This is a genomic window from Acinetobacter sp. ANC 5414 (genome assembly GCF_013004295.1).
Taxonomy (GTDB): domain Bacteria; phylum Pseudomonadota; class Gammaproteobacteria; order Pseudomonadales; family Moraxellaceae; genus Acinetobacter.
The window spans coordinates 75,833-88,756 of sequence record NZ_JABERM010000032.1; the positions used below are offsets into that span (position 1 = coordinate 75,833).

Consider the following 12,924-nt stretch of genomic DNA (forward strand, 5'->3'; position numbering starts at 1 on the left):
CTATCTAAAATGTCTGAGGATGAGCTTCATCATATTAATAGTCTAATCAGTAAAATTAATGAATTAGAAAATAAACTTGGATTATTGCTTTGTAATAATGGGATTACTAAGGTGTGTTGACATTTGCTGTTCAAAAATAGCGAGAAAGTAAAATTCAATCGCAAAACCAAATTTACTTCTCGCTATGCCTCGTACAATGCTAACTGATCAACACAGGTTAAAGCTGAAATCTATTGTCCATAATTTTGGTATTTACCTCAAACACAATCTTTGAAATTTTATTGAGACTATTCTTTATCGGATTCGAACTGGGTGTCCTTGGCGTGATTTACCTGACTTCTTCTGTAAGCCAAACTCGACTTTTAAGAAGTTCACTCGTTAGTGTAAAGATAGTAAAATATTAGAAATATTTAAATTATTATCACATCATGCAGATTTAGAATGGGTATTTATTGATGCTAGTCATGTTCGGGCACATCAACATGCGACAGGAATCAAAGATCAAGCTATTTCCAAGAGCATTGGTGGAATAGCTCTAAAATTCACTTAGCCGTGGATGCAAATGGAAACCCCCTATCGAATTTATCATTGGTGATGGCACAACTCATGATGTGAAAGTTGCACCTGATTTAATTGACTGTTTGGATTTCAAAGAAACTGAAATATTGTGTGCAGATAAAGGCTATGATTCAGCATCACTCAGAGAAAAAATCAAGAATACTCAAACTAAAGCGAATATTCCCAAGAAATCTAATTCTAAATCCAGTAATTAACATATGGATTAGTATTTATATAAAATCAGACACTGAGTTGAAAACACATTTGCAAGATTAAAACAATTCAGAGGTATTGCAACTCGTTACGATAAGCTAAAGCAGAACTACGAAAACTCAGTTGCTTTAGTCTGTATCTTATTTGGTTACCATTATGAAATGTCAACAGACCCTAATATATTTTAAAATTTTAAGATGGAATTGATTCAATCACTTTAATTCTTGAAATTAATGCATCAGCATCGAAAAATGTTCACAAAGATTTCCTGCCTGAGTTTAATGATTACATTGATACTGTTTTCAGGCTGTCAGCCACCACCATCAGGTGAAGCAGCAGGCATGCGTTACCCCATTTTATATATGCAATTACAACACATGGACTTGCCTGCACAACTTGCAATGCCGGTTGAAAATATTAAACCTCGACAAATCCAAGATACCTGGGGTGCAGCACGGAGTGAAGGGCGCAAACATGAAGGTGTCGATATTTTTGCCAAACGAGGAACACCTGTACGAATCACAACTCAAGGCATTGTCTTGCAAGTCGGAACCAATAATTTGGGTGGGAAAGTGGTCTGGATGATCGGTCCAGATTTAAGCCGACATTATTATGCCCATTTGGATGATTATGCTGACCAGATTCAAAAAGGCGACTGGGTTGAAGCCGGGGAAGTCATCGGTTATGTGGGCAATACCGGTAATGCTAAAAATACCCCGCCACACTTGCATTATGGCATCTATTTGAATGGATAGGGAGTTGTAAATCCTTATCCATATTTAGCCCCATCCTCATAAAAATATTTAAAACTTAAGGTGTTTGTTCGGTTCGCTTGTAGTGCTTTGAGCGTGTATGCCATGCGAGTTGCAGCGTTCCGAGTAATAATACAAAAGAAGCCAATAGAAACTGTTGATGATAGGTCACACCGAAATGCTGCAATGTACTAAAACTTAAACCGCCAATCAGCTGAACAGATGCAAAACACAGTGTCGCAATACTCCAGAGTTTTTTATACGCCAAAGCATAGAGTTGTAGAATCGTATAAGAGGTCAAAAACACGACTGCCGGATTCAGCAGGCCGGTAAAAAAGGATGAGGTAAAAGTCAGAAGTGGACTGGTGTTTAATGTGGCAATAAAAATCGCCAGGATATACAGACTATAAAGTATTTTAAGAGCAGTCAGGTTACCGAATTTTCTGGCTAAAAGGTAGGCAGTAAAAGCCCCCAAAGCGCTGCCTAAGCCATAAAGAATCCAGTTAAAATTGATCCAGAATAGATTCAGCCCCAGTTCATGACTGAGATAGTCAATCCAGAACAATGAATGTGGAATATAGGCGAATGCACTGCAGGCATACACAACCAGCAAGCTATAAAAAAGCGTATTCAACGTAACTTTACTGGTGGTCACAATGGTTTGCACCGACAAATGATGCTTAAATTGTTGCAGTAAAATACTTAAGCACACACAGATCATCAGCGCGAAGCCACATAGAATCAGCCAGGCTGTTTGTATCGAAATTTGATCCAGATAAGGCAAGAAAAGTGTTGCCAATAAAACCCCAAGACCAATTCCACTAAAACCAATAAAATTAATTTTAAAGCGATCCTGAATATCACAGTACTGCGCAACCACACTAGGCGATAGAATCATTAGTAGACCACCGCTGATTCCTGAAATCACACGCCAGAAGATATACCAAGCCTGAGGAAAATTGGTAAAAGCACAGCACATTAAACTGAACATGCCGGCGATTGCGGCAATCTGGATGTATAGGGTCATGCTTTTGTTTTGGGGCAGTCGCATGGCTGCAAAAGCGCCCATCAGATAACCGAGTAAATTTGCACTCCCTAAAAGACTGGCAAAACCTACGCTCCAGTCAAATGATTCACGTGTGCTGGGTAACAGCGCGGTATAGGAAAAACGTAAAATACCAATCCCTAAGCACATACTGAGGCATAAAAACAGACTGAGCTTGATATTGTTTGAGGACATCCATGCACTCGCAGCTATTTATTATTGATTCGTCTCAATAAATAGCATGAGTCTCCAACAATGAATAGGATCAGAACTTACAAACGCTACAAAAACATCAATGTTCGAGTCATTAAGTAATATTTAAGACTGCTCTTATAGAATTGGCTGACATATAACCCTTTACTTTGCAAATTGAGTTTTCTGCATAAAGGCCTACAATCTGAATAAGTTATTGTGTTTATCCTAAATTATGAATTTCTCATATCGCGCTGATATTGATGGCTTAAGGGCTATCGCCGTTTTATTGGTGATTTTTAACCATATCGGATTATCTTTCTTTTCTGGAGGATATATTGGTGTCGATGTCTTTTTTGTGATTTCAGGTTATTTAATTACCATCATTTTAACGCATGAGATTCAATCGAAACGATTTTCTGTCGCACGATTTTACAAGAAGCGTGTGGTGCGTTTAGCACCGGCTTATTTTACCGTACTCAGTGTTGTGAGCGTAATTGCCTGGCAGGTGATGCTACCGGGTGAATTGACTCAATATTTTGATAGTGTCATGTACGCAACCTTGCTCATGGCAAATATCTATATGCGCAATGAGGTGGGGGATTACTTTAGCCAAAGTGTTGAGGGTATTCCTTTATTGCATTTATGGTCGCTTGGGGTGGAAGAGCAGTTCTATATTTTTTGGCCTTTATTGTTATGGTTGTTTGTTCGAAAGGTACCACGAAAATATATGTGGGCGATCCTCACTACATTAATCGTGACTTTAATGGTGTATGCACAGCATAAATTGACTCAAAATGCAGAGCAAGCCTACTACAGTATGCCCGTACGTGCCTTTGAGCTGCTCATTGGTGCATTGATTGGTTTTTTGCCACAGCTCAAACTGCCGAAAAAATTACTGCAAAGTCTGGTTTGGATGGCTTTAATCGTATTGTTTACAGCAGCCATCTACTTCGATAAGCAAACTCCATTTCCAGGCGTAATGGCGCTTATCCCGTGTTTGGCGACAGCATTCATCATTTATCTGGGGCAATCTTCACCCTCCAGTAATGTGTTACTGAGCAATCGCTTGAGTACCTGGATCGGGAGAATTTCTTATCCTTTGTATTTATGGCACTGGCCCATTATTGTGTTATTCGGCATTTATATGCAGCCATTAAACGCAGAAAATCAGGCGGTGATTGTACTGTTGTCCATCATATTGGCATTTTTAACCTATAAATTCGTAGAAAAACCAACCAAACGTTTTGTGATGGCAGCGAATTACAAAGTGATTATCATCGGTTTTCTCGTGCCCGCCATGATTTTTATTACCCTTGCCAAGACCATCAATATCAATAAAGGCTTTCCAGATAGATTTCCTGAGTCTGTCTATAACAAGCAAGCGGCACTTAATTCATTTGCCCATATCATTCGCAATAAATGTATGGATATTGAGGACCCGGAAGCTTTACCTGATCCGAATGATTGTGTCTTGGGTAATGCTAAACCCAAAATAGATTTTTTATTGATCGGTGATTCTCATGCCAATTCTTATACCGCAATGCTGGATATATGGGCTAAAGATGCGAATTTACGCGGCTATGACGTCACGCAAAGTTCAACCTTCTATTTACCCGGTGTACAGCGTCTGGATGCCAATTTCAATGATTGGGAAGAGCTGAGCGAATTTAAATTAAGAAATGATGCGATTACCGCTCATCTTGCAAAAACACATTATCCAGTGATTATTTTAGCGGGTTCATATGTACCGTATTTTGGTCCTGAGGTGAAACTGGAAGATGGTATTCATCATTCCAATGAAGAAATATTCAAAACTGGATTTATGAAAGCTTTGAAAATTGCCTATCAGTCCAGTGATCAAGTGATTTTGCTTAATGATGTACCTCGCTTAGATCGGGACGGGGTACCAGCAGATTGTAATCTTCGCAATGAAATATTAAACACCCATGCTCAATGTACTGTTTCTAGACGGAATTATGAGCAACAGCTTCTGAAATTTAATCGAATTGTGGCTGAAGCCAAACTGAAATACCCTGACTTGAAAATTATTGACCCGACCAAGGTTATCTGTAATCAGCAGGTATGTAGAATCAGTATTGATGATGTGCCTTTATACCGGAATAAAGATACCAACCATATTAATAATCAAGGCTCTCGGCAATTGGGTATTGAATATTTAAAACACTATGGCAATCCGCTTAAAGATTAAAAACAGGCATAAAAAAACCGCGTGAGATCACGCGGTTTTTTTATATTTCAGAAATTAACGCATTTTTGCTAGGAAACGGCCTAAACGGGTAATCGCTTCACGTAGTTCATTTTCAGCAGGCAAGAACACCACACGGAAATGATCAGGAGTAGGCCAGTTGAAACCAGTCCCTTGAACCAGTAAAACTTTTTCAGCACGCAACAAGTCGAGCATGAATTTTTCATCATCCTGAATTGGATAAATTTCCGGATCCAATTTAGGGAAACAGTACATCGCACCTTCAGGTTTTACACAAGATACACCCGGAATTTCATTCAACATTTCCCAAGCGATGTTGCGTTGTTCATATAAACGACCACCCGGACGAATTAAGTCATTAATAGACTGATAACCGCCTAAAGCGGTTTGAATCGCATATTGCGCTTGATGGTTGGCACAAAGACGCATAGATGCCAACATGTCTAAACCTTCAATGTAGTCCAGTGCACGTGATTTATCACCAGTAATGGCCATCCAACCTGAACGGAAACCCGCAATTCGATAGGCTTTAGACAAACCATTAAACGAGATACAAAGTTGATCACCCGCAAGTGCAGCTACAGCGACATGTTCAATGCCGTCATAAATAATTTTGTCGTAAATTTCATCTGCAAATAAAATCAGGTCATATTTTTTTGCCAGATCGACAATTTGTTGCAATACATGACGTGGATAAACCGCACCCGTTGGGTTATTCGGATTGATAATCACGATACCACGGGTATTTGGCGTGATTTTACTTTCCATATCCGCAATGTCTGGATACCAGTAGTTTTCTTCATCACATTTATAGTGAATCGCTGTACCACCAGACAAGTTTACCGCAGCTGTCCATAATGGATAATCTGGCATTGGAACCAGCATTTCATCGCCATCATCCAGCAAGCCTTGCATTGCCATGACAATCAGTTCAGACACGCCATTACCGATATACACATCATTGACCTGCATATCCAAAATGCCTTTTTGCTGGTAATACTGACAAATCGCTTTACGCGCAGGGAAAATCCCTTTCGAGTCTGTATAACCTACGGCATTGGGTAAGTTTAAAGCCACATCATTAATAATTTCTTGTGGCGCTTCAAAGCCGAATGAGGCGGGATTACCGATATTAAGTTTAATAATTTTGTGACCGGCTTCTTCCATTTCATTGGCCGCTCGTAACACAGGTCCGCGAATGTCGTAGCATACATGATCGAGCTTAGACGATTTCTTAATTTCGCGAGGGGTTTGGAGAGTGTTCGGCATTTTGATGTTCTCGGAAGGAGTGGAGGTCACTTTTGCATAACGATATAAATAACTTTTAAATGTCTCAGTTGTTACTAAATCAAGATTGTGTTCATCCCGAAGTAAAGCAACAATTTTTTCGTGCGTAAATCCTGCCTGTTGATACTGTTTAATCACAGGAAGCAAATTTTTAAAAATAACGCTCTTTTTTTGCGACATTTTTTAATCCTGAGCAAGCTTATGACAAAGAGTAACACTAAATTTGCTCACAAAAAAGCATTTCTTAAATAAATTGCTCACTCTATTTTTAAACTTTGCTTACTTTTTGCTTTTTTAGGTAAATTATAGGTCTTTTGTAAAATGTTAACTAAAGACTAGAAATTTAAATATGAATGACGTAAATATAGGATTATTTTATTTTAAATAGCAAGGAAGAAGGTACGTAGCCATGGGAAAACTCAATAAATCAGACCGAGAATGGCAAAGAGAGTTATCACCTGAAGAGTTCCGTATTACACGTCAAAAGGGAACAGAGCCTGCATTTACAGGTAAATACTGGAACACAAAACAAGATGGTACTTATGTCTGCCGTTGTTGTGGTGAGCCGTTATTTAGCTCAGAAACAAAATACGATAGTGGCTGTGGTTGGCCAAGTTTCTATAAAGCCTTAAATAATTCTGCAATTGAAGAACATACCGATACGACACACGGTATGGTGAGAACAGAAATTGTTTGTCATCATTGTGATGCACATTTAGGCCATGTTTTTGAAGATGGTCCACAGCCAACAGGGTTACGCTATTGCGTAAATTCAGCTTCATTAGAATTAAAAACACAAGAAAAAAATGACGAGGAAACCTATCCATGACCAACATTTATCAGTTTGAGGCTGAGTTGTTAGATGGAAAAAATAAATCATTTGCTGATTATGAAGGCAAAGTTTTATTGATTGTAAATACTGCCAGTAAATGCGGTTTTACCCCCCAGTTTGCAGGTCTTGAAAAGTTGTATGAGAAATACAAAGATCAAGGTTTGGAGGTTTTGGGATTTCCCTGTAACCAGTTTGGCGGACAAGATCCTGGATCCAATGAACAAATCGGGGCTTACTGCCAAAAAAATTATGGCGTAACATTTCCCATGTTTTCAAAGGTCGATGTTAAAGGCCCAGAAGCGCACATTTTATTCCGTTATTTGACCAATAACAGTAAAGGAATACTCGGAAACGGGATCAAATGGAATTTCACCAAGTTCTTGATTGGTAAAGATGGCAAAGTGTTAAATCGTTTTGCACCGACCACCAAACCTGAAGATATGGAAAGTGAAGTTGAAGCTGCTTTGGCAAAGTAGTCAAAAGTAATTACTGACTAAAGTAAAATAGGGCGATCAATTGATCGCCCTAAATTTATCTAAAAAATGCTGTTTAGATTTTTTAAATGAGTAGGTATTTATAAGATCGCTTTTAAACGCTGAATGGCTTCCTCACACTGCGCAATATCTGCGACCAATGCTAAACGGACATGGTTTTCACCCGGATTGCCTTGTTCGGTATCACGAGACAAGTAACGTCCAGGAAGCACTTTAATATGTGCTTTTTCCATCAGCATTTTGGCAAAAGCTTCATCATTGTCTACTTTTAACCAGTAATAAAAACCTGCATCCGGTTTTTTCAGTGGCAATAAGTGACCGAGCTCTTTTTGGAACAGTTCAAATTTGGCACGATAAAGTTTACGGTTTTCTTCAACATGTTCTTCATCGTCCCAAGCGGCAATAGACGCCAGCTGATGTTGAACCGGCATCGCTGCACCGTGATAGGTACGGTATTGAAGATAAGGCTTAAGTAAGGCTGCATCACCAGCGACAAAACCTGAACGCATACCCGGTAAGTTTGAGCGTTTAGAAAGTGAGTGGAACACGACACAGTTTTTGTAGTCGTCACGTCCAATTTCAGCACAAACTTCAAGTAAGCCCACGGGTGCTTCATCAAACCAAAGTTCTGAATAACATTCATCCGATGCAATGACAAAGTCGTATTTGTCTGAAAGTTCAATCAATTTCTTGAACTGTTCTTTAGACAATACCGCACCGGTTGGGTTGCCCGGTGTGCAGACAAACAGTAAGGCTGTTTTTTCCCAGACTTCGGCAGGAACCGCATCAAAATCACCGAGGTAATTGTTTTCTTCCGTACAGTTAATGAAGTACGGTTTTGCACCTGCCAGTAAAGTCGCACCTTCGTAAATTTGATAAAACGGATTTGGCATCACCACATAAGGTGCATCTTCACGGTTCACTAAAGCTTGAACAAAAGAGAAGATCGCTTCACGTGTTCCTGATACAGGAAGAACATTAGTTTCAGCACTAATGCTGTTCAGCTTGAAACGACGTGTCAGCCAGTTGGCAATGCTTTGGCGGAGTTCTGGTAAACCTTTGCTGTTCGGGTAAGTCGATAAATGCTTAAAGTTGTCAATAATTGCTTGTTTTACAAACTCTGGCGCAGGATGCTTCGGTTCACCAATCGATAATGGAATGAGTGGTAAATCGGCAGGTTGAATATCCTGAAAAAGTTTATTTAACTTTTCAAAAGGATAGGGATGCAATAATGACAAACTTGAGTTCATGAAATCGGTACCGCTTAATTTAAGTTAATGTTGGCCAGAGACTTGATTCGAGGCTTCATCCAGTGCTGATTTTAATTGTGCAGCAAAAGTTTCAGCTTCTGAATCGGACATCGGAATGCCATCTTTTTTAGTGACAAAGAAAATATCTTCTGCGCGCTCACCAAGCGTTGCAATTCTAGCAGAGTGAATATCTAAACCTTGCATCATAAATAAACCGCCTACTTTAGCCAGTAAACCCGGATGGTCAAGTGTTGCTATTTCCACCATGTTTTGCTGTAACGCGGCATTCAGGGTGATGTCGACGGTATTTTCAATATCGAAATGGCGTAACTGACGTGGAATACGACGTTGCATTAAACCAGGATATTTATCTGAGTGGCTCAGTGCTTCCACCAATGCCTCAATCACAGTTTTTTCACGTTCCGGGTCGGTCAGTAAAGTCCCGAAACGGTCGAGAACCACATAAGTATCTAAACTAAATGCAGTGGACGCAGTAATAATTCGCGCATCCTGAACGTCAAGATTCATACGGTCAAATACAGCCACTGTGGTGGCAAATAAATTGGGCTGATCTTGCGTATAAATAAAGATCTGCACTGCATCTTGGGCGTATTGACGATGGGCACGCATGAGTACTAAAGGTTCAGTATTGTTGCCATGTTGCAAGATGGCACGGGTATGCCAGGCAATTTCATCTGCCGATTCTTTAATGAAATATTCATCCCCCAGTTCCTGCCAAATGGTTTCTACATCGTACAGGGAGAAATCATTCACCAACAGTTCACTGGCCGCAAATTTAGTATCTTCAATCAGCATTTGATAATCAACAGGACGCCCCAGACCAGTACGAATCACATCACGTGCATGGGTATAAAGCTGACGCATCAGCGATGCACGCCAGGTATTCCAAAGTTTCGGATTGGTCGCGTTAATGTCCGCCACGGTCAAGGTATACAGATAATCCAGATGCTCCATATCACCGAGTTTTTCAGCGAAATCCTGCACCACATCTGGGTCTGAAATATCTTTCTTCTGCGCCGTCATGGACATCAGTAAATGACTTTGAATCAACCATGCGACAAGATTACATTCACGCTCGGTAAAGCCATGTTTGCGACAGAACTTGATTGCATCTTCTGCACCCAGTTCACTGTGATCACCGCCACGACCTTTGGCAATGTCATGGAATAAAGCGGCCAAATAGACAATGTCGCGACGTGCAAGACGCTGGAAGACTGAACTCACCACAGGGAAGTCTTTGGCAAACTCGGGTTCTTTAAAGCGATTTAAATTACGCAGCAATAATAGGGTATGTGCATCTACAGTATAAATATGGAACAGATCATATTGCATCAGTCCCATAATCTGACCAAATGCAGGAATATAATTGCCCAAAACACTATAGCGTTTCATCGCAACTAGAGTGTCATAAAGACGATGCGGTGAACGAATAATGGCCATAAACAAGGCTTGATGTTCGGGATTATCTCGATAATTTTGATCAATGCGTTTTGCAGCAAGGATCAGAAGACGTAAGGTACGTGCGCGAATCCCTTCAATTTCCGGGCGATTTGCCAATAAATAGAAGATTTCTAAAATTGCGCTGGGGCGTTCCGAGAAAATTTTGTGATGCTGTACCGCAAGTTTGCCATCCACCAGTTTGAAGTTTTCGTTAATTTCTTCAATTTTGCGTTCGTAGTCGGGCAAACGTGGCGTAATGACCGATTCATTAAAGTAAGCCAGCAGCATTTCATTCAATGTGGAAACTTGCTGCGCGCTACGATAATAACGCTTCATGAATTGTTCGATTGGATAGTTTGGCGATTGATGTTCTTGACGGGTGTAGCCAAACAGGGCTGCAATATCACGTTGATAATCGAACAATAAACGGTTTTCATCACGCTTGGTTAAGCGATGTAAATGATGGCGAATTTCCCACAAGAAACTTTCCGCTTCTTCTAAAACACCCAGTTCAAAATCGGAAATAAAACCTAAATGTACCAAGTCATAAATACGATTAACCCGGAAATGGCGTTTCGCAATCCAGCCAATTTGATTGATGTCGCGAATACCACCCGGTGCATTTTTAATATCCGGTTCCAGATTGCTTTCAGTATTGTTGTGTTGAGCATGGCGTCTGGCTTGTTCATCCATTTTGGCATCAAAAAAGGTCTTGTCTGTCCAGGTTTGTGAAACGATACGACGCGGCCATTTGGCTAAATGCTGATTGCCAATAATTAAACGTGACTCAATTAAAGCCGTAGCAACAGTTAAATCGCTCGTGGCCTGTTCAACACAGTCGGAAATGGTACGTACACTAATGCCGGGTTTGAAATTACCCACATCCCAAAGTGATGAGATAAAGGTGGAAATCAATTTTTCCTGATCGGGGCTGATTCCATCTTCCGATAAAATCATGATGTCGACATCTGAATAGGGCAACATTTCCCGACGACCATAACCGCCAACAGCAAACAAACCTAAATCAGTCTGCTCGAGTTCTGCATGTTTCCAGAGAAATTGTAATGCTTCATCAATTAAATTGGATCGGGCCGAAATGACTTCACGAATCGACTGTCCATTTTCAAAACCTTCCTGAAGCTGCTTTTCAACATCTGTGCGCCATTGATTGATCGCTTGAATGTCATGGTTACTTTTAACGTAATTCAGCAGTGGAGAAGTATTGATCATGAACAGTAGTCCGTTAATATGGTGACAAGTTTAGTTTTGTTGAACACTGACTTGAGACGCTGTCTCTAGTGCAAGTTCACGTGCTTGATCTGTTGTTTCGGCACGTGCTGTTGCAACCCCCATGCGACGACGTTTAAAACCTTCAGGTTTACCAAAAAGGCGTAAATCGGTGTTTGGATTAGACAAAGCAAGATTTAAGCCAGAAAAAGATAAATTGGTATCATCAACGCCTGCATAAATAACCGCACTTGCTGCAACACTATGGCGTGTGGTGTTGACTGGCAGTCCTAAAATGGCACGTGCATGCAGTTCAAATTCACTCTGGAATTGCGATGCAAGTGTCACAAGCCCCGTGTCATGCGGGCGTGGTGATACTTCACTAAACCATACTTTATCACCTTTGACAAACAGTTCGACCCCGAAAATACCGCAGCCACCTAAAGCAGCCGTTACTTTATGGGCAATCCGTTTCGATTCTTCCAAAGCAGCAGGAGTCATGGCTTGAGGCTGCCAGCTTTCGACGTAATCGCCAGCGTCTTGACGATGTCCGATCGGGTCGCAGTATTGGGTTTCGATTTCACCTGTTTCAGCATTCTTAGCGCGAACCGTAAGTAAGGTAATTTCAAAATCGAAATCAATTTGTGATTCGACAATCACTTTGCCTTGATTTACACGACCGCCAGTTTGCGCATATTCCCAAGCGGCATCAACTTCATCAAAGCTTTTAACGCGAGATTGTCCTTTACCGGATGAAGACATCACCGGTTTGACGAAGTTAGGATAGCCAATATCATCGCAAGCCGCACGGAAAGACTCAATCGAGTCGGCAAAACGATAGGCAGATGTCGGTAAACCCAGCTCTTCAGCCGCAAGACGACGAATACCTTCACGGTTCATGGTGAGGTTGACTGCTTTTGCTGATGGAATCACGGTGGCAATATTTTGTTGTTCAATTTCGACTAAAACTTGCGTCGCAATGGCTTCAATTTCAGGAACAATCAGATGGGGCTGAATTTTTTGGATCAGTTGTTTGAGTTCTTCGGCATCTGCCATATTTAAAGTATAAGAATAATGGGCAACTTGCATGGCAGGTGCGTGATCATAACGGTCTGCTGCATGGACTTCCACACCGAGACGTTGTAGCGAAATCACCACTTCTTTACCCAGCTCTCCTGAACCTAATAGCAAAACTTTAAAGGCAGAAGCTTGAAGGGGAGTACCAATAGTCACGCTCATGTAAATCATCCATGCTTGATTTTATGGGCTTTTAGCATAGCAGAACTGATTGAGGTGTTAAGACTGGTTTCACATAAAATAATGATATTGTCTAACAATTTTATTTATAAAGTTATCTGTGTTTTGAATTTTAATCCCCTCTAA

General features: G+C 40.6%; 9 protein-coding genes and 1 pseudogene. 5 read left to right on the forward strand and 5 right to left on the reverse strand.

The features are described from left to right. Window positions 1–184: 184 nt before the first annotated feature. Window positions 185–931 (forward strand): annotated as a pseudogene (locus tag HLH18_RS14145) (IS5 family transposase). 121 nt (window positions 932–1,052) lie between these two features. Further along, window positions 1,053–1,526: a M23 family metallopeptidase gene (locus tag HLH18_RS14150; protein WP_502708147.1), complete on the forward strand. Its 474-nt coding sequence runs from the start codon at window positions 1,053–1,055 to the stop codon at window positions 1,524–1,526. Between the two features lie 55 nt (window positions 1,527–1,581). Here the strand turns inward: HLH18_RS14150 and HLH18_RS14155 are convergent, their stop codons facing one another. Further along, window positions 1,582–2,763 carry a YbfB/YjiJ family MFS transporter gene (locus HLH18_RS14155; RefSeq protein WP_171547345.1) on the reverse strand — a complete coding sequence of 394 codons (1,182 nt, stop codon included), beginning with the start codon at window positions 2,761–2,763 and terminating at the stop codon, window positions 1,582–1,584. A 232-nt stretch (window positions 2,764–2,995) separates the two neighbouring features. Here HLH18_RS14155 and HLH18_RS14160 point away from each other — a divergent pair, with 232 nt between their 5' ends. Continuing rightward, window positions 2,996–4,972: an acyltransferase family protein gene (locus HLH18_RS14160; protein ID WP_171547346.1), complete on the forward strand. Its 1,977-nt coding sequence runs from the start codon at window positions 2,996–2,998 to the stop codon at window positions 4,970–4,972. A 54-nt stretch (window positions 4,973–5,026) separates the two neighbouring features. Here HLH18_RS14160 and HLH18_RS14165 read toward each other — a convergent pair whose 3' ends face one another. Further along, entirely contained in the window at window positions 5,027–6,457 is a 1,431-nt protein-coding gene (locus HLH18_RS14165) for a pyridoxal phosphate-dependent aminotransferase (protein WP_171547347.1), read from the reverse strand. Window positions 6,458–6,686: 229 nt separating this feature from the next. Between HLH18_RS14165 and msrB the strand changes: the two genes are divergently transcribed. Together msrB and HLH18_RS14175 are read left to right on the forward strand one after the other, a co-directional pair. Then, window positions 6,687–7,106 (forward strand): peptide-methionine (R)-S-oxide reductase MsrB, encoded by a 420-nt coding sequence (gene msrB / locus HLH18_RS14170; protein ID WP_131286451.1) that lies wholly within the window; start codon window positions 6,687–6,689, stop codon window positions 7,104–7,106. Then, window positions 7,103–7,585 carry a glutathione peroxidase gene (locus HLH18_RS14175; RefSeq protein WP_131286449.1) on the forward strand — a complete coding sequence of 161 codons (483 nt, stop codon included), beginning with the start codon at window positions 7,103–7,105 and terminating at the stop codon, window positions 7,583–7,585. The genes msrB and HLH18_RS14175 overlap by 4 nt, the downstream gene beginning before the upstream one ends. Window positions 7,586–7,683: 98 nt before the next feature. Here HLH18_RS14175 and dapC read toward each other — a convergent pair whose 3' ends face one another. Genes dapC through purT form a run of 3 tightly spaced genes read right to left on the reverse strand, consistent with a single transcriptional unit; the run spans window position 7,684 to window position 12,789 of the window. After that, a complete protein-coding gene (gene dapC, locus HLH18_RS14180) occupies window positions 7,684–8,853 on the reverse strand; it encodes a succinyldiaminopimelate transaminase (RefSeq protein ID WP_131286447.1) in 1,170 nt (389 codons plus the stop codon). A gap of 24 nt (window positions 8,854–8,877) precedes the next feature. Next, window positions 8,878–11,544, reverse strand: a complete 2,667-nt coding sequence (gene glnD / locus HLH18_RS14185; RefSeq protein ID WP_171547348.1) for a [protein-PII] uridylyltransferase — start codon at window positions 11,542–11,544, stop codon at window positions 8,878–8,880. 30 nt (window positions 11,545–11,574) lie between these two features. Beyond that, entirely contained in the window at window positions 11,575–12,789 is a 1,215-nt protein-coding gene (gene purT / locus HLH18_RS14190) for a formate-dependent phosphoribosylglycinamide formyltransferase (protein ID WP_171547349.1), read from the reverse strand. Window positions 12,790–12,924 lie beyond the last annotated feature (135 nt).

Bases quoted from the DNA above. Each gene is read 5' to 3' on its own strand.
- HLH18_RS14150 (WP_502708147.1), top strand. From the start codon at position 1,053: ATGATTACATTGATACTGTTTTCAGGCTGTCAGCCACCACCATCAGGT.
- HLH18_RS14160 (WP_171547346.1), top strand. From the start codon at position 2,996: ATGAATTTCTCATATCGCGCTGATATTGATGGCTTAAGGGCTATCGCC.
- HLH18_RS14155 (WP_171547345.1), bottom strand. From the start codon at position 2,763: ATGTCCTCAAACAATATCAAGCTCAGTCTGTTTTTATGCCTCAGTATG.
- dapC (WP_131286447.1), bottom strand. From the start codon at position 8,853: ATGAACTCAAGTTTGTCATTATTGCATCCCTATCCTTTTGAAAAGTTA.
- glnD (WP_171547348.1), bottom strand. From the start codon at position 11,544: ATGATCAATACTTCTCCACTGCTGAATTACGTTAAAAGTAACCATGAC.
- HLH18_RS14175 (WP_131286449.1), top strand. From the start codon at position 7,103: ATGACCAACATTTATCAGTTTGAGGCTGAGTTGTTAGATGGAAAAAAT.
- HLH18_RS14165 (WP_171547347.1), bottom strand. From the start codon at position 6,457: ATGTCGCAAAAAAAGAGCGTTATTTTTAAAAATTTGCTTCCTGTGATT.
- msrB (WP_131286451.1), top strand. From the start codon at position 6,687: ATGGGAAAACTCAATAAATCAGACCGAGAATGGCAAAGAGAGTTATCA.
- purT (WP_171547349.1), bottom strand. From the start codon at position 12,789: ATGATTTACATGAGCGTGACTATTGGTACTCCCCTTCAAGCTTCTGCC.